The organism is Cupriavidus alkaliphilus, assembly GCF_900094595.1.
In the GTDB taxonomy this organism is placed as follows: domain Bacteria; phylum Pseudomonadota; class Gammaproteobacteria; order Burkholderiales; family Burkholderiaceae; genus Cupriavidus; species Cupriavidus alkaliphilus.
Window position 1 is genome coordinate 586,684 of sequence record NZ_FMAD01000002.1, and the last position, 21,792, is coordinate 608,475.

Consider the following 21,792-nt stretch of genomic DNA (forward strand, 5'->3'; position numbering starts at 1 on the left):
GCGCGCCCCGTCCGGGCCAGACCGGCCAGCCGCCGGCGTCGCCGCCAGCCGGGCGCTGATGGAAGAGCGCGTATTCTACCGCACCGGCGCAGTGGCCCCGCAGCCGCTTGCCCTCGATTGCCGGTGCGCGCCGCGCGCGCCGAAGCCCAGATCTCAGTTGCCAAATTGATGACACGAGCACATTGGTCCCGATTCACAGGGATGGAAACGGTTTTATCCCTGGTGGCGTGTGCCGCATCGATCTCCCTTTCACGCCGGATCGGCCAGGACGCATGGGCGGTGGCGGCATGATCGGCGCCTATGTGATCAATCTCGAAAGCGCCGAGGCGCGTCGCCAGCGCATTGCCGGCCAGCTGACGCGGCTCGGCGTGCCGTTCCAGGTGTTTCCCGCGGTGAACGGGCGCGCGCTCGCCGACGACGAGGTCAAGCGCCGCTACGATGCGCAGGCCGCCAGCACCAGCTACCGCCCGATGAGCCGCGGCGAGATCGGCTGTGCGCTGAGCCATCTGGGGGTCTACCGCAAGCTGCTCGAGGACGGCGCCAGCCTGGCGCTGGTGCTGGAAGACGACGCGCTGCTCGGCGATGACGTGCCGGCGGTGCTCGAGGCGCTGGCGTCGCAGATGGACCCCGCCCGCCCGGACGTCGTGCTGCTGTCGCATGTCGACAAATTCACCCGCTGGGGCATCCGGCCGCTGGGCCCGCGGCGCAAGCTGGTGCGCCGCTATGGCGAATGGTGGCGCGCCCATGGCTATGTCGTCACCCGCGCCGCCGCCGAGCGGCTGGTGGCGGGGCTGCAGCCGACCTGGTGCGCGGCCGACTACTGGTCCGCGTTCGAGCGGCGCGGCCTGGTGTCGGTGCGCGCCGTGGTCCCGTATTGCATCGGCCTGACCGAACTGGCCGAGGCCTCGTCGCTGGAAACGCATCGCGCCGACCTCGACGCCACCGACAAGGCGCGCCGCAGTGTCGGCTATTATCTGCGCCGCTATGTCTACCAGCGCTTCCTGTTCCAGGTCTTCGTCAGGCCCTTCCTGCGCGTCGCGCGCCAGAAGCGGCCGGGCTAGCGCCGCGCCCTGGTGCCGCAACGCCGCCATCACCCAGAAGAAAACCCAGTGACCACATCCAAACCGCCCATCTCGCCAGGTGCCGCCGTGCCGTCCAGCATGGCCAGCCGGCTCTGGTCTTACCTGCGCCCCGAGCTGCGCATCTTTATCGGCGCCATCCTCGCCATGGCGGTGGTGGCCGCCAGCGAAGGGGTGATCCCCAAGGTCGTCAACGACCTGCTCGACAAAGGCTTCGGCGGCGACTACGCCGGCACGCTGTGGCATGTGCCGGCGATCCTGACCGGCGTGGCGCTGATCCGCGGCGTGGCGCAGTTTGCGTCGGGCTACCTGCTCAACCTGATCTCGAACCGCGTGCTGCTGAAGATGCGGCTGCAGATGTTCGAGCGCCTGCTGCAGGCGCCGGCGTCGTTCTACCACCGCAATACCGCGGCGTCGCTGATCAACGCGGTGATCTTCGAGGTCAACCAGGTGCTGCAGATCCTGACCAGCGTGTTCATCACGCTGGTGCGCGATTCGCTCACGGTTGTCGCGCTGCTGATCTACCTGTTCTACACCAACTGGCGCCTGACGCTGATCGTCGCGGTGATCCTGCCGGTGATCGGCTACCTGATGTCGAAGATCAACCGCAGGCTGCGCAAGCTCAACCGCGATCACCAGACCTATACCAACAATGCCGCCTACGTGGTCGAAGAAGCCGTGGGCGGCTACAAGGTGGTCAAGCTGCATGGCGGCGAGGCCTATGAACTGCGGCGCTTCCGCACCGTGGCCGAGCGGCTCAAGAACTACTCCATGCGCATGGCGGTGGCCGGCGGGCTGAACCAGCCGGTCACGGCCTTCCTGGCCGCGCTGGCACTGTCGGTGATCATCACCATTGCGATGGTGCAGGCGCAGGCCAACCAGACCACGGTGGGCGGCTTTACCGGCTTTGTGATGGCGATGCTGCTGCTGATCTCGCCGCTCAAGCACCTGACCGACATCAACCAGCCGCTGACGCGCGGCATCACCGCCGCCGAGATGATCTTCCGGCTGATCGACGAACCGGTCGAGCCGCAGGATGGCGGCAAGCCGCTCGCCCGCGCCCGCGGCGAACTGGCCTTCGAGCAGGTCGGCTTCCGCTATGGCGAGGCGCCGCGCGCCGCGCTGGAGGGCATCGACCTGCGCGTCAGCCCGGGCGAGGTGGTGGCGCTGGTGGGGCCGTCGGGCAGCGGCAAGACCACGCTGGTCAACCTGGTGCCGCGCTTCTTCGATCCCACCTCCGGTCGCATCTTGCTCGACGGCGTGCCGCTGACCGAGCTGGCGCTCAAGGACCTGCGCAACCAGATCGCCTTCGTCAGCCAGGACGTGGTCCTGTTCAACGACACGGTCGCGGCCAATGTGGCCTATGGCGCGCAGCCTGACAGCGAGATCGATATGGCCCGCGTCGAGCGCGCGCTGGCGGCGGCCTACCTGACCGAAACCGTCAAGGGCCTGCCCGAGGGCGTGCAGACCAATATCGGCGACAACGGCATGAAGCTGTCCGGCGGCCAGCGCCAGCGCCTGGCGATTGCGCGCGCGCTGTACAAGGATGCGCCGATCCTGATCCTGGACGAGGCCACCTCGGCGCTGGACTCGGAATCGGAGCGCCAGGTGCAGGCGGCGCTGGAAGAACTGATGAAGGGCCGCACCACTCTGGTGATCGCGCACCGGCTGTCGACCATCGAGAATGCCGACCGCATCGCCGTGCTCGACCACGGCCGCGTCGCCGAGACCGGCACCCACGCGCAGCTGCTCGCGGCCAATGGCCTGTACGCCGGGCTGCACCGGATCCAGTTCGCCAGCCATTAGGCGGTTGCGGACCATCCAGCAAAAAGGGCCGGTGCGAATGCACCGGCCCTTTTTTGTTGCCGTGGCGGCGGGATCAGTTGGTCGAAGTGACCCGGGGCAGCACTTCGTCGATGGCGGCCAGCACCTCGTCCCGTTGCGGCACCACGCCGCCGCCGCCCAGCGACACCGCGCGGCCCGGCACATCGACGCCGTACAGGTGACGCGAGGTGGTCGTGAACAGGATCACCGTCGGCCGGCGCAGCGCGTCGGCAATATGCACGAAGCCGGTGTCCATGCCGACCACCAGCGAGGCCTTGCCCACCATCTGCGCCACGCCGGTGATGCTCAGGCGCGGCATCACCTCGGCCCCAGGCACGCTGGCGGCGATGGTTTCGGCTTCCAGGCGCTCGGCGTCATTGCCCCAGGGCACCAGCACGCGCAGCCCGCGCGCCGAGATGGCGCTGCCCACGCTGATCCAGTCGGCCACCGGCCACTTCTTTTCTTCGCTGGAAGTGGCGTGGAACAGCATCGCATAGGGACCCTTGCCGGCCGCCGCGGGCGTGTCCGCCGGCATTTCCAGGCCGTAGTCCATCTCCCGGGTCATTTCGTAGCCGAGCGCGCGGCTGACCGCGCGGCGCATGCGGTTGCGCGCGCAATCCTCTTCCACGAACGGCTGGAACACATGGTTGTAGGCGAAGCGCGCGCCGCTCTCGCCCAGTTCCTGGACCGGGTAGCCATAGCGATGGCGCGTGCGGGCGAGGAAGGTGACGATGGCGCTCTTGTAGACGCCGTGGACGTCCAGCACCGCGTCGTATTTCTCGCGGCGCAAGGCGCGCAGGGCAGCGAAGATCTCCCGCAGGCCGGCCCAGCTGCGCGCCTTCTTGAAGCCGCGCAGCGGTGCGGCGATCACGCGCTCGATATTGGGATTCCAGCGCGGCACGTCGGCGCAATAGGAGTCGGCGATCCAGTCGATCTTGACGCCGGGAAAGGCGCGCTGCAGGTCAGCCACCAGTGGCTGGGTGAACACCATGTCGCCGAGCGAGGTCAGCTTGACGATGAGAATACGTTTCATCGGGAACAATAGCGCGGCCAGGGGGGCCGCCTGGTTCGGAAGGTGCGTAGTATGCCTGATCCGGCGGACCTGTGTCCGTGCGATGCATGGGCAACATGCGGCGCGCCGGCCGGCGCGCGATCCGTTAGTATTGGTTCCAGAAGCCTCACGACGATGATGCCATTCCAACCGGAGACCACCATGTCAGACACGGCATTCCCGATCAGCCGCTACGCCGTCCCGGCGTTGGCCGACCTCCCCGACGATATCCGCGCGCGCATCCTGGAAGTCCAGGAGAAGGCCGGCTTCGTCCCCAACGTCTTTCTGGCGCTGGCGTACCGTCCGGATGAATTCCGCGCCTTCTTCGCCTATCACGATGCGCTGATGCTCAAGGACGGCGGCCTGACCAAGGGCGAGCGCGAGATGATCGTGGTGGCCACGTCCGCCGCCAACCAGTGCCTGTATTGCGTGGTGGCGCATGGCGCGATCCTGCGCATCTACGAGAAGAAGCCGCTGGTCGCGGACCAGGTCGCGGTGAACTACCTGAAGGCCGACATCCCGCCGCGCCAGCGCGCCATGCTCGACTTCGCCATGAAGGTCTGCACCGCTTCGCATGAAGTCGGCGAGGCCGATTTCGACGCGCTGCGCGCGCACGGCTTTTCCGACGAGGACGCCTGGGATATTGCCGCGATCACCGCGTTCTTCGGCCTGTCCAACCGCATGGCCAATACCATCGGCATGCGCCCGAACGACGAGTTCTACCTGATGGGCCGGGTACCGAAGGCGAAGTAGCGGCGCCGCGGTGCCGCGGCGCCGGGTGGCTCAGCGCACTTCGGCGCAGGCACCGCTCTTGGGATCGAACAGTACCGGCCACGCCTGCTCGTAGATGCCGGGCGTGCAGTACTTCTCGCAGCGGTTATGGGCCAGCGTGACGCGGCGCGGATCCTGCCAGACCAGCAGCTTGCACTGGCTGCCGTCGATCGCCTGCAGCTCGATGTGCGGGGTCGCGCGAACCTGGCGGAACTGCACCAGGTTGAATTCGCAACTGCCGCGCCGCGATACCCACAGCTTCCATTTCAGCGCGCGCACTTCGTTGGCCTGGACGTCCATCAGCGCGTCTTCGCGGAAGCCGTCTTCCTCGGTGCGCTTGCACGCCGCGGCAAGGTTGATGACCTTGGGCGCGATCGGCGTGGCGCGCTCCTTGGGCGCCTCGGGGACTTCTACCTTGGCTGCGGGCGGTGGCGGCGGCGCGCGCCTGGCGATCGGCAATGGCGCGCACGCCACCGATAACAGGAGGGCCAGCACACAGGCCCCATGGTTCGTGGCGTTCATGCCGGACTCCTTGCTTGCCGACCGGCCCTACGCGCCCGAACGGCTCGCGCGGACAGCCGGGTGCGGCCTCCGTGCGAAGGCCGCTGACTACCTTCGCTTAGTTATAGCGGATGGCAAACGGAAAAGGGGTAGGGCGATTCCCCAGTCCAGAAGTCACCGTGCGCAAGGCATCGGACAGGCGCCGTCGATGCATCGCGGTTACGTTCTTAAACAGCTTGAAACACTGCTGTGCGCACCCGCGTGCTAGCCTCGCTCCAACCTGTGCTTGCCCGTTCCGACATGAAGCCCCGCCTCCTGGTATCCCTTGTGGTCCTGCCCATGCTCCTCGGCTCCTTCTGCGCCGCCGCCCATGCCGACGACGACTGGGACGACGATGACCGTTACGATGGGCGGCACTATGGCCGCTATTACAAAGGCGACGACTACAAGGAAGAATTCTGGGTCGGCAACTGCAAGATCAAGCGCAAGTGGAAGGGCAACGGCGAGTACAAGGAAGAGCGCAAGTGCAAGGACCGTCCGGTGGTGTACCAGCCGCCGCCCCCGCCGGTGTATTACCAGCCCGAACCCGCGCTGGTCATCAGCCCGCACGTCGTGATCCGGCCGTAAAGCGAGACAGCCCGCCAGCTTGGCGGGCTGTTTCGCTATGCCGGCAGCGCTCGCGCCGGCCGCTTCACATCAGGATGATGTCGTACTGCTCCTGGTGGAAGGTCGATTCCACCTGCAGCGAAATCGGCTTGCCGATGAAGTCTCCCAGCATCGCCAGGTGCTGGCTTTCCTCTTCCAGGAACAGGTCGATCACTTCCTGCGAGGCCAGGATGCGGAACTCGCGCGGGTTGAACTGGCGCGATTCGCGCATGATCTCGCGCAGGATGTCGTAGCAGACCGTGCGCGGCGTCTTGACCTGGCCCTTGCCCTGGCAGACCGGGCATTGTTCGCACAGCACATGCGCCAGCGATTCGCGCGTGCGCTTGCGCGTCATCTCCACCAGGCCCAGCTGCGAGAAGCTGTTGACGGTGATGCGGGTGCGGTCGCGCGACAGCGCGCGCTTGAGCTCGGACAGCACCGCGTCGCGGTGCTCGGCGTTCTCCATGTCGATGAAATCGATGATGATGATGCCGCCGAGGTTGCGCAGCCGCAGCTGGCGCGCGATGGTATGGGCCGCCTCCAGGTTGGTCTTGAAGATGGTGTCGTCGAAGTTGCGCGCGCCCACGTAGCCGCCGGTGTTGACGTCGATGGTCGTCATCGCCTCGGTCTGGTCGATCATCAGGTAGCCGCCCGACTTCAGGTCGACGCGGCGCGACAGCGCCTTCTCGATCTCGGCGTCGATATTGAACAGGTCGAAGATCGGGCGCTCGCCGGTGTAGTGCGACAGCCGCGGCAGCACCGCCGGCGTGTATTCCTTGGCGAACTCCAGCAGCATCTGGTAGTTCTCGCGCGAGTCGATCTGGATCACGCCGGTGGCGTCGTTGATGAAGTCGCGCAGCACGCGCTGGGCCAGGTTCAGGTCCTGGTAGAGCAGGCTGGGGGCGGGCAGGGTGGTGGCGTTCTGGCGGATCGCGCCCCAGATCTTGCGCAGGTAGGCGATATCGTTGCCGAGTTCCTCGTCGGTCGCTTCCTCGGCGATGGTGCGCACGATAAAGCCGCCGCGCTCGTCCGCGGGCACCAGCCCCTGCACGCGGCTGCGCAGCGCCTCGCGGTCGACCTCGCCTTCGATGCGCTGCGAGATGCCGATATGCGGGTCCTGCGGCAGGTACACCAGCGTGCGCCCGGCGATGCTGACCTGGGTCGACAGCCGCGCGCCCTTGGTGCCGATCGGGTCCTTGATCACCTGCACCATCAGCGCCTGGCCTTCGAACAGGGTCTTCTCGATGGCGAGCTGCGGGGTGGAGTTGTTGCGGTCCGGGTCGCGCGGGTGCCAGATGTCGGCGACGTGCAGGAAGGCGGCGCGCTCCAGGCCGATGTCGATAAAGGCCGACTGCATGCCGGGCAGCACCCGCACCACCTTGCCCAGGTAGATATTGCCGACCAGCCCGCGCGTAAGCGTGCGTTCGACATGCAGTTCCTGGACGGCGGCCTGCTGCACGATGGCGACGCGGGTCTCTTGGGGCGTGATGTTGACGAGTATGTCTTCAGTCATAGCGGGTGAAACGCGTCGCCGGCGGGCGCGGTGAGCGCCGGACAAACGGCGGGATTAGCGGCAGGATCAGAGCGGAATCAGGGCCGGGTCAGGGCCGGGTCAGGGCCGCACAGGGTTGGCCGGCGGCGCCGCTCAGAACCGCAGCCTGGCCTGGCGAAGTAACGCGGCCGTCTCAAACAAGGGCAAGCCCATGATACCTGAATAGCTGCCCGCAATCCGCGCCACGAACTCGGCCGCGCGGCCCTGGATACCGTAGGCGCCGGCCTTGCCCAGCGGCTCGCCGCTGGCGACGTAGCGCTCGATCTCGGCGGGCTGCAGCGGGCGGAAGGTGACTTCGGAAACCGACAGCGCATGGCGCATGCCGGTGGCCGACACCACCGTCACCGCGGTCAGCACGCGGTGGGTGGTGCCCGCCAGCGCGCCCAGCATGGCCGCGGCGTCGGCGCCGTCGGCGGGTTTGCCGAGGATGCGTCCGCCCAGGCAGACCGTGGTGTCCGAGGTCAGCACCGGCGCATCGGGCAGCGCGCGGCGTTCGCGGCGGCGCAGCGCGGCTTCGGCCTTGAGCGCGCACACGCGCTGGACATAGTCGTCGGGGCTCTCGCCGGGCAGCACCGCTTCGAGCGCTTCGGCGTCTTCTTGGTCGTCGGCCAGCAGCAGTTCGTAGCGCACGCCGAGCTGGGTCAGCAGCTCGCGGCGGCGCGGGCTTTGCGAGGCGAGGTAGAGGTAGTCGTGCAGGGTGTCGGGCATCGCGGCGGGGGCCTTCCGGCGACGGCCGGGATCAGGCCCGATGGTAGGGGTGGTTCTGCGTGACGGACCACGCGCGGTACAACTGCTCGGCCAGCAGCACGCGCACCATGCCGTGCGGCAGGGTCAGGCTGGACAGCCGGATCAGGGTGCTGGCGCGGGCCTTGAGCGCGGGATCGAGCCCGTCGGCGCCGCCGATCAGGAACGCCACGTCGCCGCCCTCGCGCTGCCAGTCGGTCAGCTGCGCGGCCAGTTGCACCGTGGTGAAGTCGCGGCCGCGCTCGTCCAGCGCAACGATCCGGCACTGCTTCGACAGGCTGCCCAGCACCGACTCGATGCGCGCGGCTTCGCGCTGCATCACGGTGGCGGCGTTATTGCTGGAAGAACGCGTTTCCGGCTTGACCTCGCGCAGCTCGATGCGCAGCTCGGGCGGCATGCGCTTGGCGTATTCGCTGAAGCCGGTTTCGATCCAGCCGGGCATCTTGTGGCCGACGGCCACGATCACCAGTTGCATGGGTCAGACGATGCGGTAATGCGGCGCGGCCGCCGGACTGACGCCCAACGGCCGCGCACCGGACTCAGGCCGAGCGGGTGGCGCGCTTGCGCGCGGCCGGCTTGGCCGCGGCGGTCTTGGCCGGTGCCTTCTTGGCCGGGGCCTTCTTTGCCGCGGTCTTGGTGGCGGTCTTGCGCGCGGCGGTGCCGGCGGCGGTCTTGCGCGGCGCGGCGGCGCGGGTGCCGGCGGTCTTGCCGGCCGGGGTCTTGGCGGCGCTCTTGCGGGCCGGCTTGCGGATGGTGGCGATGGCATCCGCGTCGGTGTCCTCGTGGCCCATCGGCGGCGACGGCTCCTTCATGCCTTCGGGCAGGCGTGCCAGCGCCGGGCGCAGGTTGCTGGCGCGGCGCACCGTGCGCACCGGGGCCTCGTCTTCGTCTTCGTCCATGGGCTCACTGGCCTTGGCCAGGCGGGCGCCGGCGGCCAGCTTCATGCGCACCGGCTTGTCGCCCCAGATCTCTTCGAGGTTGTAGTACAGGCGAAGTTGCGGCTGCAGGATGTGGACCACGGCGTCGCCGCAGTCGACCAGCACCCATTCGCCGGTTTCCAGGCCCTCGACCGCCACGATATGGCCGCCCGCTTCCTTGACCGTATCCCGCACCGACGCTGCCAGCGCCTTGGTCTGGCGGTTGGATGTGCCGCTGGCAATCACCACCCGGTCGAACAGTTCCGTCAGGTGGCTGGTGTCGTACACCTTGATGTCCTGCGCTTTGACATCCTCGAGGCCGTCGACGATGGCGCGTTGCAGTTTACGAATATCCATGGGTGTCTTCTTGTTCAGCTCAGATCGGTTTGGGGGTGGGCGCGGGGTCGATGCAACCCTGGTCATGCCCGGGCCGGGGCGTTGCGGTACAGCCCGTGGCTGGCAATGTAGTGTGCCACGCCGGGCGGCAATTGGTCATCTGCCGGCTCGCCGGCTGCCAGCCGCTGGCGCAGATGGGTGGAAGAGAGGTCGACGGCGAGCGTCTGGTCGATCCACATCCGGCCGGAGGGCGTGCATTGTATCAGGTGCGTGTCGGCCTGGCGTTCGGCCAGCGCGGCCAGCACCGGGCCCTCCAGCGCCGCCAGCGCAAAGCGCGGCCGTGTTGCGGTGCACAGGTGCACGTGCGCGAACAGTTCCTGCCAGCCATGCCAGGTGTGCAGGCGCAGCAGCTGGTCGGCGCCCATCAGCCAGCACAGCGAGGCCTCGGGGCCGTATTCGTCGCGCAGCTGGCGCACCGTGTCGATGGTGTAGCTGGGGCCGGCGCGATCCACCTCCATGCGGCTGACGCGGACTTTGGCGCCGCTGTCGCCCAGCGCAGCGGCGGCCAGCTCGGTCATCGCCAGGCGGTCGGCGGCCGGGGTCACGTCGTCGCCTTTCTGCCAGGACTGGCCGGTGGGAATCCATACCAGCTCGTCCAGGCCCAGATGGTCGATGCACAGACGCGCCAGCGCCAGGTGGCCGACGTGGGGCGGATCGAAGGTGCCGCCCAGGATACCCAGGCGGTAGGGGCGGGCGGCGCCGGGCTGTGGCGACGCGCCCGCGTCGGCGGCGGGCATGCGGGGATGCGCGGGATGGGCCATGGGTCAGCCGTCAGGCCCAGTTGCGCGCCGGCAGGAAATCGGTGTACAGCGCCGCTTCGGGGCTGCCCGGTTCCGGTTGCCAGTCATAGCGCCAGGCGGCCAGCGGCGGCATCGACATCAGGATGGACTCGGCGCGCCCGCCCGATTGCAGGCCGAACAGCGTGCCGCGGTCGAACACCAGGTTGAATTCGACGTAGCGCCCGCGCCGGTAGGCTTGGAAATCGCGCTCGCGCTCGCCGTAGGGCGTGTCCTTGCGGCCCTGCAGGATCGGCAGGTAGGCCTCCAGGAAGGCGTCGCCGACCGCCTGCATCATGGCGAAGCTGCGCTCGAAGCCGAGCGCGGAGAAGTCGTCGAAGAAGATCCCGCCGACGCCGCGCGCCTCGTTGCGGTGCTTCAGGAAGAAATACTCGTCGCACCACTGCTTGAAGCGCGGATACAGTTCGTCGCCGAAGGGGGCCAGCGCCTGCTGGCAGGTGCGGTGGAAGTGCGTGCAGTCACCGGCGTTGCCGTAGTAGGGCGTCAGGTCCATGCCGCCACCGAACCACCAGACCGGCTCCGCCCCCGGCTTGAGCGCCAGGAAGCAGCGCACGTTCATATGCACCGTCGGTACATGGGGATTGCGCGGATGGAACACCAGCGACACGCCCATGGCCTCGAAGCTGCGCCCCGCCAGTTCCGGGCGGTTGGCGGTGGCCGACGGCGGCAGGGTGTCGCCGCTGACATGAGAGAAGCCCACGCCGGCGCGCTCCATCACCGCGCCGCCTTCCAGGATGCGGGTGCGGCCGCTGCCGCGCAGGCGTTCGGTGGGCGGTTTCTCCCAGGCGTCGGTCAGGAACGGCTGGCCGTCGATGGCACCGATGGCATCGGTGATGCGGTCTTGCAGACCGAGCAGATAGGCACGGACTGCCTGGGAATCGATCATGGTTGGCTGAATCGGATAAACCGACGAATGGACCGGCCGGATGGCACTCCGGCAGCCAGTCGGCTGCCGGGTGCGTCACAGCATTGTCACGATTGTACCGGCTGGGCGGCCCCTTGGTCGCCCGGGGCCGGCGGCGGCCAGTCAGCGCTTGATGGCGCGGTAGCCGATGTCGGTGCGGTACTGCATGCCGTCGAAGCGGATCTGCTCGACCGCGGCATAGGCGGCGCGCTGCGCGGCCTTGACGGTGTCGGCCAGGCCGACCACGCACAGCACGCGCCCGCCCGAGGTCAGCAGGGTGCCGTCCTTGAGCGTGGTGCCGGCGTGGAAGGTCACGCTGTCGTCGGTTTCGGCCGGGATGCCGGTGATGGCATCGCCCTTGCGCGGATCGTCCGGATAGCCGTGGGCGGCCATCACCACGCCCAGCGCGGTGCGGCGGTCCCAGTCCAGCTCGATGCTGTCGAGCTTGCCCGAGACCGCGGCTTCCATCACGTCGACCAGGTCGGTCTTCAGGCGCGCCAGGATCGGCTGGGTTTCCGGATCGCCCATGCGGCAGTTGAATTCCAGCGTCTTCGGGTTGCCGTCCTGGTCGATCATCAGGCCGGCGTACAGGAAGCCGGTGTACGGGATGCCGTCCTTCTCCATGCCGCGCACCGTCGGCAGGATGATCTCGCGCAGCGCGCGCGCGTGCAGCGCGGGCGTGACCACCGGGGCCGGCGAATACGCGCCCATGCCGCCGGTGTTGGGGCCGGCGTCGGCGTCGAGCAGGCGCTTGTGGTCCTGGCTGGTGGCCAGCGCCAGCACGTTCTTGCCGTCGACCAGCACGATGAAGCTGGCTTCCTCGCCCTCCAGGAATTCTTCGATCACCACGCGTGCGCCGGCGTCGCCCAGCTTGTTGCCGTCGAGCATCATGTCGACGGCCTGGTGCGCTTCTTCCAGCGTCATCGCCACCACCACGCCCTTGCCCGCGGCCAGGCCGTCGGCCTTGATCACGATCGGCGCGCCCTGCGCGTCGATGTAGGCGTGCGCCTGGGCGGCGTCGGCGAAAGTCTGGTAGGCGGCGGTGGGGATGCCGTGGCGCTGCATGAACGCCTTGGCGAAATCCTTGGACGATTCCAGTTGCGCCGCGGCCTGGGTGGGGCCGAAGATGCGCAGTCCCTTGGCGCGGAAGATGTCCACGATGCCGGCGGCCAGCGGGGCCTCGGGGCCGACCACGGTGAAAGCCACGCCCTCGCGCTCGGCAAACGCCGCGATGACCTCGGGATCGGTCAGCGGAACATTCTGCAGGCGCTTGTCGAGCGCGGTTCCGCCGTTGCCCGGCGCGACGTACACCACCTGCACCTTGGGTGACTGGGCCAATTTCCAGGCCAGCGCGTGTTCACGTCCACCCGAGCCGACAACCAATACTTTCATGATCCACTGCCAGAAAAGAAACGCATGCAAAAAGGCGGCAGCTGGGTCTTGTTAGCCGGGCTGCCGCCGTTGGGGAGCTTGTTACCGTTTTAGTCTTCGATCACCGCGTTGGTGAAGACTTCCTGCACGTCGTCCAGGTTTTCCAGGGCGTCGAGCAGTTTCTGCATCCTGGCCGCGTCGTCGCCGCTGAAGCTGACCTCGTTCTGCGGCTTCATCACCACGTCGGCAACTTCCGCCTTGAAGCCGGCGGCTTCCAGCGCGGACTTGACCGCGGAAAAATCGTTGGGCGGGCAGGTGACTTCGATCGAACCGTCGTCGTTGGTGACGACATCGTCGGCGCCGGCTTCCAGCGCGGCTTCCATCAGCTTGTCTTCCGGCGTGCCGGGAGCGAACAGGAACTGGCCGCAGTGGGTGAACATGAAGGCCACCGAACCCTCGGTGCCCATGTTGCCGCCATGCTTGGAGAACGCGTGGCGCACTTCGGCCACGGTGCGGGTACGGTTGTCGGTCAGGCAGTCGACGATGATCGCGGCGCCGCTCAGGCCGTAGCCTTCGTAGCGGATTTCCTCGTAGTTCACGCCTTCCAGGCCACCCACGCCGCGCTGGATCGCGCGCTGGATGTTGTCCTTGGGCATGTTGGCGTCCATGGCCTTGTCCATGGACAGGCGCAGGCGCGGGTTGGAGTCGGGATCACCGCCGCCGAGCTTGGCGGCCACGGTGATTTCCTTGATCAGGCGGGTCCAGATCTTGCCGCGCTTGGCGTCGGCGGCGGCTTTCTTGTGTTTGATATTGGCCCATTTCGAGTGACCGGCCATGATTCTCTCCGAAGCGGAATGCGGTGATCTGCGGTGATGTTGTGCGGGGTCGCCAGGCGCGCCGCGGCTGCATCGGCAGGCGGGCGGGCGGCGCGCGCCAGGTGACGGATATGCCTGGCGGCTGGCTATAATCAGCCCAGGATTTTATCACGCGGGCCTGCCTGCGCCGCCCGCGCCGGATCGATCCCCAATCGATCCCCCATTGATCCCCAACCGACCCTCACGGAATCCAGGAACATCATGGCCGACCCCATCCTCATCGCCAAGAATGCCGAACATGAACTGGTGCTGCTGCCGCAGATGGGCAACCGGCACGGGCTGATCACGGGAGCCACCGGCACCGGCAAGACCGTCACGCTGCAGACGCTGGCGCAGGGGTTCTCGCGGCTGGGCGTGCCGGTGTTCATGGCCGATGTCAAAGGTGACCTGACCGGCATTTCGCAGCCCGGCCAGCCGTCGGACAAGCTCAAGCAGCGGCTGGCCGACCTGAACCTGCCCGAGCCGGTGTGGGGCGGCTGCCCCACCGCGCTGTGGGACGTGTTCGGCGAGAAGGGCCACCCGGTGCGCGCCACGGTCTCGCACATGGGGCCGCTGCTGCTGTCGCGCATGCTGGAGCTGAACGACACGCAGCAGGGCGTGCTGAACCTGGTGTTCCGCATTGCCGACGCCAACGGCCTGCTGCTGCTCGACGCCAAGGACCTGCGCGCAATGCTGCAGTACGTCGGCGACAACGCCAGCCAGTTCACCACCGAATACGGCAATATCTCGGCCGCCTCGGTCGGCGCGATCCAGCGCGGGCTGATCGCGCTGGAGTCGCAGGGCGGCGATGTCTTCTTCGGCGAGCCCATGCTGAACCTGGAAGACTTCATCCAGACCGACAAGGGCCAGGGCGTGGTCAATATCCTGGCCGCGGACAAGCTGATGAACTCGCCGCGGCTGTACGCGACCTTCCTGCTGTGGATGCTGTCCGAACTGTTCGAAAAGCTGCCCGAGGCCGGGGACCTGGACAAGCCCAAGCTGGTGTTCTTTTTCGACGAGGCCCACCTGCTGTTCAACGATGCGCCCAAGGCGCTGCTCGACAAGATCGAGCAGGTGGTGCGCCTGGTGCGCTCCAAGGGCGTGGGCGTGTACTTCGTCACGCAGAACCCGGTCGATATCCCGGATACGGTGCTGGGGCAGCTGGGCAACCGCGTGCAGCATGCGCTGCGCGCCTTCACCCCGCGCGACCAGAAGGCGGTCAAGGTGGCGGCCACCACCATGCGCGCCAACCCGAAGCTGGAGCTGGAAACCGCCATCGGCGAACTGGGCGTGGGCGAGGCGCTGGTGTCGTTCCTCGACGCCAAGGGCACGCCCTGCGTGACCGAGCGCGCCTGGGTGCTGGCGCCCGGCAGCCGCATCGGCCCGGCGACCGAGGACGAGCGCAGGCAGCTGATCGCCAGCTCGCTGGTGGCCGGCACCTATGAGCAGACCGTCGACCGCGAATCCGCCTATGAAAAGCTGCGCGGCAGCGTGCCGACGGTGGCGAATGGCGGCAAGGGCGCGGGCGGCGCGCAGTCCGGGCAGCCGGCAGGCGAGCAGGACAGCGGCTGGCTCGGCACTGCTGGTGAAATCTTCGGCACGCTGACCAAGGGCACCGGCAAGAGCGGCCGCGGCGATTCGATCCTGGAATCGATGGCCAAGTCGGCCGCGCGCACGGTCGGCTCGCAGGTCGGGCGCGAGCTGATCCGGGGCGTGCTGGGGAGTTTGCTGGGGAAGAAGAAGTAAGGGAGTTCCGCCGGTTTGCTCCGCTCTCCCGCAGGGGAACAGCGCAGTACACCGGCGGCCATTCATGGGTCAGCGCCGCTGCGCCGCGTCGCGCGCCTTCGCCGCTTCCCCATCCTCGCGCATCTTGCGCGCGAACATGCGGGCGAAGAACCAGCCCATGCCGATGATGAAGACGATCACGCCCAGGCTCATCAGCCCGGTGCTGGTACTGAACAGGATCTTGAAGGCTTCCATGCGTCGCTCCCTTGGTGTGGATGGTGGCGCGCGGCGTGGTTGCGCCGGCGCCTGCCGCCAGTGTAGGGAGCCGCTCGAGGCGGGCTATTGAGGCCGGTCAAGCGCCGGCCAGCCCGCCCACGCTCAGTTCTTGGTGCCGAACAGCCGGTCGCCGGCATCGCCCAGCCCGGGCACGATATACGCGTCGGCGTCCAGGTGGCTGTCGAGCGAGGCGACGAACAGCTTCACCCCCGGATGCGCTTTCTGGAACACTTCCACGCCCTCGGGGGCGGCCACCAGCGCGACGAAGGTGATGGCCTCGTCCTTGACGCCGCGGCGCTTGAGCACCTCCACCGCGTGCGCGGCCGAATAGCCGGTGGCGACCATCGGATCGCACAGGATGAAGCTGCGGTCCTCCAGCGCGGGCAGGCGCACCAGGTATTCCACCGGGCGATGCTGCTCGTCGCGGTACACGCCGATATGGCCGATGCGCGCCGACGGGATCAGCTCGACCAGCCCGTCGCTCATGCCCACGCCCGCGCGCAGCACCGGCACGATGGTCAGCTTCTTGCCGGCGATCACCGGGGCGTCCAGCTCGACCAGCGGGGTTTCGATGCGGCGCGTGGTCAGCGGCAGGTTGCGGGTGATCTCGTAGCCCATCAGCAGCGTGATCTCGCGCAGCAGCTCGCGGAACGTGCGCGTCGACGTTTCCTTGTCGCGCATGTGCGAGAGCTTGTGCTGGATCAGCGGGTGGTCGAGGATGAAGAGGTTGGGAAAGCGCGGATCTTGTTTCATGGCTGGCGGCGAGGGCTCGGCGGGATGGCGAGTGAAGCGCGCGCGCGAGGCCGGTTGGGGCTCGCGCGCCGCGCCGTTGCAGCCGGATTGTAATGGAAGCGGGCCGCCGCGCCCTGCAGCGGCCCCACAGCGGCCCCACTGCCGCGCCGTGGCGCCTTCGGCTAGTCGAGCGCGCGGTCCTTCGACTCGATATCGACCAGGAAGATAGCCAGCGCCGCCACGGCCAGGAACGAGGACAGCAGCACCAGCGCCAGCGTGAACTGGCTGGCCATGATCGGCGCGATGATGGACGGGGCGAACAGGCCGCCGAAGCGCGCCATCGCACCCGCGGTGCCCATGCCGCTGGCGCGCAGGTCGGTCGGGTACACCTCGGGAGTGAAGGCGTACAGTGCGCCCCAGGTGCCGAGCAGCGAGAAGCTCATCAGCAGGGTCGAGCCGATCACCAGCGCCGGGGACTGGCCCAGGCTGTACAGCATGCAGCCCGCCGCGCTCAGCAGCAGGAAGCCGATCAGGGTCGGCTTGCGGCCCCAGCGCTCGACCCCGTGCGCGGCCAGCGCGAAGCCGGGCAGCTGCACCAGCGCCAGCACGATCAGGAACACCTGGCCGCGCATGAAGCCGAAGCCCTGGCCCGCCAGCTTCACCGGCAGGTAGACGAAGACTCCGTAATAGGCGATCGAGATCAGCATCCACGCCGCCAGCAGGCAGATGGTGCGGCGCCGGCAGCCGGCCGCGAACAGCGCGAACACCGATTTGCGCTCCATCTTCTGCGGCTGCAGCGCGCCGATCTCCACCGACACGCGGTTTGCCGCGGCGACCCGCTGCAGCACCGCGCGGGCCTCCTCCGAGCGCCCCGATTTATTCAGGTAGAGCGGCGACTCTGGCACGAAGAAGCGGAACACCACGCCGACCAGCGCCGGGATGCCGGTAACCAGGAAGATCAGCCGCCAGGCATCGTCGCCGCGCGACACCGCGATCAGCGCCAGGATCGCCAGCAGGATGGTGCCGACCGCCCAGAACGACTCCAGCAGCACCAGCCAGCGGCCGCGCCGGTCCGACGGCAGGAACTCGGCCATCATGGTGTAGTCGACCGGCAGGGTGCCGCCGACGCCGATGCCGGTCAGGAAGCGCAACAGCAGCAGCCACTGGAAGTCCGGCGCGAAGGCCGAGGCGACGCCGCAGATCGCATCGATGACCACCGCCATCATCAGCACCGGGCGGCGGCCGATGCGGTCGGCCAGCCGGCCGAACACGAAGGCGCCGATCAGCATGCCGACGAAGAACATGGTGCCGGTCTGCAGCGCCGTCGGCACCGGGATGCCGAAGGTTGCCGCAATCGACGGCGCGGTGAAGCCGATCGACAGCACCTGCATCGCGTCGGCAAGCCACACCAGGCCGAATATGACGAACAGCCGATACTGGAAGCGGCCGACGCCGGCCGCGCGGATGCCTTGCTCGATCGTGATGGGGGGCGACGACGCTGCGCGCGCGCTGGGCTGGGGCGCCGAGCCCAGGGTTGCGTCCGGGATGGTCGTAGTGGCCATGGATGAAATGGATGACGACATGTTTGTCTACCTGTCTTTATAGGCTGGTTCTGGAACTCGGAAGCACGCGTGGAGCGAAGCTGGCCGGCACGTGATGCCAGCTGCTGCGGAATGCAGCGGCGCCGGCGTGACTGGCACGATTGGCACCGCTCGGCGTCCCGGCGGGGGCGATGGCTTCCACCTGGCGAGGCTAGAACTAACCCGGTAGCACGCCTGCAACAGCTTCCTGGTACTGATACGTCATAGTCACTCCTGGTTGTCTACCCTTGGTTTGGTCAGGCCCGGTGTCCCGGTGGTCTGGCGGAACTATGCAAGCCCCGCGCCAGCGCGTCCGGTGATGTATCGGGCCGGTCTTATGGTTTTGGTGTTCTTGTCCGCCGCTTGCGGCGCGCCGTCCTTGTGCGGGGAGGCACCGCTGCGTGCCCGCTGGCACTCATGTAGTGCGCACTACATGATCGTTCAGCGTAAGCTACATGAAACTGGCGGGCAAGGCCGAATTGCGTTTCTCTCCTCGGGGTTTTCCCGCGCGCTAGCCGGCTGGCGCAGGGTCGGTCACGCCCACGCGCCCGGCGCCGATGCGCAGGGCCCGCCAGCGTGGTGCGCGGTGCTCCGGTGGTTCAGTGGGCAGGCGCCGCGCGCAGCCGCGCGACGGTGTTCTCCAGGTCCTGCCATGCGGGTTTGTCGGGGGCAAAGCGCGCGCGCAGGTACTGCGCCAGTTGCGCGATCTGCTGGTCGTCGAGCGTGTCGGCATAGCCAGGCATCGCGCCCAGTTCGCTGTTGGGCGGTGCCGGCATGCCGCGCAGCAACACCTGGATCACGTTGTCCGGCCGCTTGCTGTGCAGGTTGGTATTGAGCGCCAGCGACGGCTTCACGCCGAACTGCGCGATGCCCTGGTCCGACTGGTGGCAGACCGCGCAGGCGCTCTGGTACAGGCGTTCGGCGGGACCGCCCAGCGTGCGCGCGGCCTGCTGGCTGCGTTGTTCGACCTGCGCCGCCTGCGCCGCCAGCACCGACGGTGCCGGTGCGGGCGCGCCGAACGAAGCCACGTAATGCGCGATCGCGCGCACGTCGTCCTCGGGCAGTTGCGCGAGTTCTTCCACCACCGGCGCCATCGGTCCCGCGGCGGCGCCATGGTGCGGCGCATAGCCGCCGCGCAGGTAGGTGAACAGCGCGGCCTCGGTCCACGGCACCGGCGCCTGCGACAGCGCGGTCAGCGCCGGCGCTTCCCAGCCTTCGGCGCTGCCGCCGGTCAGGTAGCGGCGCCCGCCTTGCTCGGCGCCGAGCGCGTTGCGCGGCGAATGGCAGGCGCTGCAGTGGCCCAGCCCCTCGGCCAGGTACGCGCCGCGATTCCATTGCGCCGAGCGCGACGGGTCCGGCGTAAAGCGTTCATTGCGATGGAACAGCAGGTTCCAGCCGGCCAGCAGCGGGCGCAGGTTGAAGGGGAAGGCGAGCTGCGTCTGCGGCACCGCGGAGGTCACCGGCTCGGCCGACATCAGGTAGCCGTACAGCGCCTGCATGTCGCCATCGCTGATCTTCGCGAAGGCGGTGTACGGGAACGCCGGGTACAGGCGCCGCCCGTCGCGGTGGATGCCTTCGCGCATGGCGCGCTCGAAGGCGGCGAACGACCAGTTGCCGATGCCGGTCTGCACATCCGGCGTGATGTTGGTGCTGTAGACCGTGCCGAAGGGCGTTTCCAGCGGCAGGCCGCCGGCGTTCTTCGCGCCGCCCGGGGCGGTATGGCAGACCGCGCAGTCGCCGGCGGCGGCCACCAGCCGGCCGCGTTCGAGCGTGGCGGCGGAATAGAAGCCGGGTTCGGGCGGTGCCACCGGCGCGATCGGCGCGCGCCACGGCAACAGCGTGGCGCACACGCCCGCCGCGGCGGCGGCCGCCGCCGCGATCCAGCCGCGCTTCTTGCGCTTGTCGCCGGGACTTGCCTCGGCCAGTGCCAGGCGGATGCGTTCGGCGCTGAACGGTGGCTTGCGCAGGCGCACGCCGGTGGCATCGTAGATGGCATTGGCGACGGCGGCGGCCGCCGGCATCGAGTCCGTGGGGCCGGCAGCCAGCGCATCGTGCGTGGCCAGCGTGCCGGCCAGCCGCACTTCGGGCAGGGCCCGGGCCGGCACGGCAGGCAAGGTTTCCCCGGCAACACGCGCGTCGCCCGGCCAGGTGTCGAACCCCGGCGTGGCGGCGGTCAGCTGCAGCGCGGTTGCGGCCACGTCCCGCTCGATCGAACGCGCGGTCGTGGCGGCTTGCGGTGGCGGCAGCGATTCGCTGTCATGTCCGACCGTGACGCGCGTGACCGCCAGCTCGCCGGTGGTGCCGTCGACCTCGACCTCCGCAACCCACGCCGACCAGCTCTGGCCGGCGTCGTGGTCGATGCTGTGGGCGTAGGCAAAGCCGCGGCCGCGCCGCACATTGCCCGCGGCGGCGCTGGCGCGTGGCGCGGCGGCATTGGCGTCCGGGTCCCAGTCGGCGCGCTTGGCCACCTGCCGCACCAGCGCCGCGCCGCGCGGGTCGTGCAGATGCGCGAGGCGCAGCGCCACCGGGTCGGCGTCGCTGGCGGCGGCAAGCTCGTCGAGATGGGATTCGCGCGCGAACACCTGCGCACGGGCTGCCGTCAGCGGCGCGGCTTTGAATGCAGCCGGGTCGCCGGACACGGCGAGCTCGGCATGGGGGATGTCATACGGCGGCAGCGCAGCGTCGCCGCCATGCCCCGCATCGAGGCGGTCCGTCACCGGCGCCGGCGTATGCGTCAGCCACAGCGCCAGCGGTGAAACCGGGGCCGTGACGCCGGACAGCGTGGCGGCGTAGGCGTCGACGGTGGCGCCGGTGCGGGCGCTATCGATGCGGATATCGAGCGCGGCATCGGCCAGGCCCACCTCGGCGGCGCGCAGCCGGCGCACCACCGGTTGCCCGCTGGCGTGCGCCAGCAGGGCCGCGTCGGCGGCAGCGTGCGGTGCCAGCAGCGCGGGGTCGGCGCGGTCGTTCGGGTCTTGCCAGCAGACCAGGAGCACTTGCGTTGGCGCGATGCCGAGCAGCGCAGCGAGTTCGGCGCGCAGTGCGCCGGGGCGCGTGGCGGGCAGCCACACGGTCAGAGTGCCGTCGCGCAAGTCGGCGACAACGGTGCAGCAGGCATCGTCGCGGCTGCCCGCCAGCGGCCACTGGTAATGCTGCGTGTGGGATGCGCGGGCGTGTTCGAGCGCATCGGCGGCATCGCCGCGCTGCGCCAGGGTGTGGCGCGCCGCAGGGGTGGCGCCGGCGCGCGGCGGACCAGACCAGCGCGCCCGCAGCGCCCGCGCCGCGTCGGCGGCCTGGGTGGCCGAAACCGCGGCCACGCCGGCAAAGCTGTTGCGGACCACCACCGCGCGGATGCCGGGCAGCGCCAGCGCGGCGTCGCGCTCGGCGTGCAGCAGGCGCGCCGCGAGCGGTTCTCCGCCCACCCAGCGCAGGCCCGGGGGTGTCAGTACATGGGCCACCAGGCAATCGGCGGCGCCCGGCGGGAGGCCGGCGGCCAGTGCCGTGGCCGGCGTCGCCGCTTGCACGATGCCGGCGCTCACGACGCCGCCCCTTGCGCGGCTTGTCGCTGCAGCACCGCGGCCCGCCTGACCGCGCGCACGATTTCCACATGCGTGCCGCAACGGCACAGGTTGAAGCGCAAGGCTTCGCGGATCTGCGCTTCGTCGGGGTCGGGGTTCTGCGCCAGCAGCGCCTTGGCGGTCATGATCATGCCGTTCAGGCAGTAGCCGCATTGCGCGGCCTGTTCTTCGATAAACGCCTGCTGCACGGGGTCGGGATGCTGTGCCGTGCCCAGGCCCTCGAGCGTGGTCACCGCGTGGCCCACCGCGGCCCGGACCGGCAGCACGCACGAACGCGCGGGCAGGCCATCTACCAGCACCGTGCAGGCGCCGCACTGGCCCAGGCCGCAACCGTACTTGGGCCCGTTGCAGCACAGGTCGTTGCGCAGGATGTAGAGCAGCGGCGTGTCAGGCGCCACCTCGAGCGTGTGCTCGGCGTGGTTGACCTGCAGGGTCAGGGGGCGGGGCGTGTTCATCGGGGGCTGGGGGCGGTTTGAACATCACGCATCGCGGCGC

Annotated in this window: 20 protein-coding genes; 5 read left to right on the forward strand and 15 right to left on the reverse strand. The window is 68.8% G+C overall.

Features of this window, described 5'->3' with window-relative positions; all coding sequences use genetic code 11:
- The first annotated feature begins 287 nt into the window (after positions 1-287).
- Complete coding sequence (locus GA0116996_RS06195; RefSeq protein ID WP_092308416.1) at positions 288-1,061, forward strand: glycosyltransferase family 25 protein; 774 nt, start codon at positions 288-290, stop codon at positions 1,059-1,061.
- A gap of 99 nt (positions 1,062-1,160) precedes the next feature.
- Complete coding sequence (gene msbA / locus GA0116996_RS06200; protein WP_183299725.1) at positions 1,161-2,885, forward strand: lipid A export permease/ATP-binding protein MsbA; 1,725 nt, start codon at positions 1,161-1,163, stop codon at positions 2,883-2,885.
- 73 nt (positions 2,886-2,958) lie between these two features.
- On the opposite strand, the gene waaC is transcribed toward msbA, so the two are convergent.
- Positions 2,959-3,936: a lipopolysaccharide heptosyltransferase I gene (gene waaC, locus GA0116996_RS06205; RefSeq protein ID WP_092308234.1), complete on the reverse strand. Its 978-nt coding sequence runs from the start codon at positions 3,934-3,936 to the stop codon at positions 2,959-2,961.
- A 180-nt stretch (positions 3,937-4,116) separates the two neighbouring features.
- Between waaC and GA0116996_RS06210 the strand changes: the two genes are divergently transcribed.
- Positions 4,117-4,707, forward strand: coding sequence for a peroxidase-related enzyme (locus tag GA0116996_RS06210; protein ID WP_092308235.1), 591 nt, complete (start codon positions 4,117-4,119; stop codon positions 4,705-4,707).
- Between the two features lie 30 nt (positions 4,708-4,737).
- Here GA0116996_RS06210 and GA0116996_RS06215 read toward each other — a convergent pair whose 3' ends face one another.
- Positions 4,738-5,247: a hypothetical protein gene (locus GA0116996_RS06215; RefSeq protein ID WP_092308237.1), complete on the reverse strand. Its 510-nt coding sequence runs from the start codon at positions 5,245-5,247 to the stop codon at positions 4,738-4,740.
- Positions 5,248-5,526: 279 nt separating this feature from the next.
- Between GA0116996_RS06215 and GA0116996_RS06220 the strand changes: the two genes are divergently transcribed.
- Positions 5,527-5,853, forward strand: a complete 327-nt coding sequence (locus tag GA0116996_RS06220; RefSeq protein ID WP_092308239.1) for a hypothetical protein — start codon at positions 5,527-5,529, stop codon at positions 5,851-5,853.
- 64 nt (positions 5,854-5,917) lie between these two features.
- Here GA0116996_RS06220 and rng read toward each other — a convergent pair whose 3' ends face one another.
- The 8 genes from rng to GA0116996_RS06260 all read right to left on the reverse strand — a co-directional run bounded on the left by rng (position 5,918) and on the right by GA0116996_RS06260 (position 13,388).
- A complete protein-coding gene (gene rng, locus GA0116996_RS06225) occupies positions 5,918-7,384 on the reverse strand; it encodes a ribonuclease G (RefSeq protein WP_092308241.1) in 1,467 nt (488 codons plus the stop codon).
- 132 nt (positions 7,385-7,516) lie between these two features.
- Positions 7,517-8,131 (reverse strand): Maf family protein, encoded by a 615-nt coding sequence (locus tag GA0116996_RS06230; RefSeq protein WP_092308242.1) that lies wholly within the window; start codon positions 8,129-8,131, stop codon positions 7,517-7,519.
- A gap of 31 nt (positions 8,132-8,162) precedes the next feature.
- Positions 8,163-8,642: a 23S rRNA (pseudouridine(1915)-N(3))-methyltransferase RlmH gene (gene rlmH / locus GA0116996_RS06235; protein ID WP_092308244.1), complete on the reverse strand. Its 480-nt coding sequence runs from the start codon at positions 8,640-8,642 to the stop codon at positions 8,163-8,165.
- Between the two features lie 64 nt (positions 8,643-8,706).
- A complete protein-coding gene (gene rsfS, locus GA0116996_RS06240; RefSeq protein WP_092308246.1) occupies positions 8,707-9,441 on the reverse strand; it encodes a ribosome silencing factor in 735 nt (244 codons plus the stop codon).
- Positions 9,442-9,503: 62 nt separating this feature from the next.
- The gene (locus GA0116996_RS06245; protein ID WP_092308248.1) at positions 9,504-10,241 is read right to left on the reverse strand and encodes a nicotinate-nucleotide adenylyltransferase; all 738 of its coding nucleotides are present in this window, start codon (positions 10,239-10,241) and stop codon (positions 9,504-9,506) included.
- Between the two features lie 10 nt (positions 10,242-10,251).
- Positions 10,252-11,163 carry an oxygen-dependent coproporphyrinogen oxidase gene (hemF, locus tag GA0116996_RS06250; protein ID WP_092308250.1) on the reverse strand — a complete coding sequence of 304 codons (912 nt, stop codon included), beginning with the start codon at positions 11,161-11,163 and terminating at the stop codon, positions 10,252-10,254.
- Positions 11,164-11,304: 141 nt separating this feature from the next.
- Positions 11,305-12,573, reverse strand: a complete 1,269-nt coding sequence (purD, locus tag GA0116996_RS06255; RefSeq protein ID WP_092308252.1) for a phosphoribosylamine--glycine ligase — start codon at positions 12,571-12,573, stop codon at positions 11,305-11,307.
- 89 nt (positions 12,574-12,662) lie between these two features.
- Positions 12,663-13,388, reverse strand: coding sequence for a YebC/PmpR family DNA-binding transcriptional regulator (locus GA0116996_RS06260; RefSeq protein ID WP_092308254.1), 726 nt, complete (start codon positions 13,386-13,388; stop codon positions 12,663-12,665).
- A gap of 240 nt (positions 13,389-13,628) precedes the next feature.
- Here GA0116996_RS06260 and GA0116996_RS06265 point away from each other — a divergent pair, with 240 nt between their 5' ends.
- Positions 13,629-15,152: a helicase HerA-like C-terminal domain-containing protein gene (locus tag GA0116996_RS06265; protein ID WP_092308256.1), complete on the forward strand. Its 1,524-nt coding sequence runs from the start codon at positions 13,629-13,631 to the stop codon at positions 15,150-15,152.
- A 69-nt stretch (positions 15,153-15,221) separates the two neighbouring features.
- Here GA0116996_RS06265 and GA0116996_RS06270 read toward each other — a convergent pair whose 3' ends face one another.
- The 5 genes from GA0116996_RS06270 to GA0116996_RS06290 form a co-directional block, all read right to left on the reverse strand.
- Positions 15,222-15,386: a DUF3149 domain-containing protein gene (locus GA0116996_RS06270; RefSeq protein ID WP_092308258.1), complete on the reverse strand. Its 165-nt coding sequence runs from the start codon at positions 15,384-15,386 to the stop codon at positions 15,222-15,224.
- A 123-nt stretch (positions 15,387-15,509) separates the two neighbouring features.
- Positions 15,510-16,160, reverse strand: a complete 651-nt coding sequence (gene upp, locus GA0116996_RS06275) for a uracil phosphoribosyltransferase (protein ID WP_012352165.1) — start codon at positions 16,158-16,160, stop codon at positions 15,510-15,512.
- A 161-nt stretch (positions 16,161-16,321) separates the two neighbouring features.
- Positions 16,322-17,722 (reverse strand): MFS transporter, encoded by a 1,401-nt coding sequence (locus GA0116996_RS06280; protein ID WP_232344401.1) that lies wholly within the window; start codon positions 17,720-17,722, stop codon positions 16,322-16,324.
- Positions 17,723-18,318: 596 nt separating this feature from the next.
- Positions 18,319-21,258 carry a c-type cytochrome gene (locus GA0116996_RS06285; protein ID WP_092308260.1) on the reverse strand — a complete coding sequence of 980 codons (2,940 nt, stop codon included), beginning with the start codon at positions 21,256-21,258 and terminating at the stop codon, positions 18,319-18,321.
- On the reverse strand, positions 21,255-21,752 hold the full coding sequence (locus GA0116996_RS06290; RefSeq protein ID WP_092308262.1) for a (2Fe-2S)-binding protein: 498 nt from the start codon (positions 21,750-21,752) through the stop codon (positions 21,255-21,257). Before GA0116996_RS06290 ends, GA0116996_RS06285 begins: the two co-directional genes overlap by 4 nt.
- Positions 21,753-21,792 lie beyond the last annotated feature (40 nt).

Bases quoted from the DNA above. Each gene is read 5' to 3' on its own strand.
- GA0116996_RS06195 (WP_092308416.1), top strand. From the start codon at position 288: ATGATCGGCGCCTATGTGATCAATCTCGAAAGCGCCGAGGCGCGTCGC.
- msbA (WP_183299725.1), top strand. From the start codon at position 1,161: ATGGCCAGCCGGCTCTGGTCTTACCTGCGCCCCGAGCTGCGCATCTTT.
- waaC (WP_092308234.1), bottom strand. From the start codon at position 3,936: ATGAAACGTATTCTCATCGTCAAGCTGACCTCGCTCGGCGACATGGTG.
- GA0116996_RS06210 (WP_092308235.1), top strand. From the start codon at position 4,117: ATGTCAGACACGGCATTCCCGATCAGCCGCTACGCCGTCCCGGCGTTG.
- GA0116996_RS06215 (WP_092308237.1), bottom strand. From the start codon at position 5,247: ATGAACGCCACGAACCATGGGGCCTGTGTGCTGGCCCTCCTGTTATCG.
- GA0116996_RS06220 (WP_092308239.1), top strand. From the start codon at position 5,527: ATGAAGCCCCGCCTCCTGGTATCCCTTGTGGTCCTGCCCATGCTCCTC.
- rng (WP_092308241.1), bottom strand. From the start codon at position 7,384: ATGACTGAAGACATACTCGTCAACATCACGCCCCAAGAGACCCGCGTC.
- GA0116996_RS06230 (WP_092308242.1), bottom strand. From the start codon at position 8,131: ATGCCCGACACCCTGCACGACTACCTCTACCTCGCCTCGCAAAGCCCG.
- rlmH (WP_092308244.1), bottom strand. From the start codon at position 8,642: ATGCAACTGGTGATCGTGGCCGTCGGCCACAAGATGCCCGGCTGGATC.
- rsfS (WP_092308246.1), bottom strand. From the start codon at position 9,441: ATGGATATTCGTAAACTGCAACGCGCCATCGTCGACGGCCTCGAGGAT.
- GA0116996_RS06245 (WP_092308248.1), bottom strand. From the start codon at position 10,241: ATGGCCCATCCCGCGCATCCCCGCATGCCCGCCGCCGACGCGGGCGCG.
- hemF (WP_092308250.1), bottom strand. From the start codon at position 11,163: ATGATCGATTCCCAGGCAGTCCGTGCCTATCTGCTCGGTCTGCAAGAC.
- purD (WP_092308252.1), bottom strand. From the start codon at position 12,573: ATGAAAGTATTGGTTGTCGGCTCGGGTGGACGTGAACACGCGCTGGCC.
- GA0116996_RS06260 (WP_092308254.1), bottom strand. From the start codon at position 13,388: ATGGCCGGTCACTCGAAATGGGCCAATATCAAACACAAGAAAGCCGCC.
- GA0116996_RS06265 (WP_092308256.1), top strand. From the start codon at position 13,629: ATGGCCGACCCCATCCTCATCGCCAAGAATGCCGAACATGAACTGGTG.
- GA0116996_RS06270 (WP_092308258.1), bottom strand. From the start codon at position 15,386: ATGGAAGCCTTCAAGATCCTGTTCAGTACCAGCACCGGGCTGATGAGC.
- upp (WP_012352165.1), bottom strand. From the start codon at position 16,160: ATGAAACAAGATCCGCGCTTTCCCAACCTCTTCATCCTCGACCACCCG.
- GA0116996_RS06280 (WP_232344401.1), bottom strand. From the start codon at position 17,722: ATGTCGTCATCCATTTCATCCATGGCCACTACGACCATCCCGGACGCA.
- GA0116996_RS06290 (WP_092308262.1), bottom strand. From the start codon at position 21,752: ATGAACACGCCCCGCCCCCTGACCCTGCAGGTCAACCACGCCGAGCAC.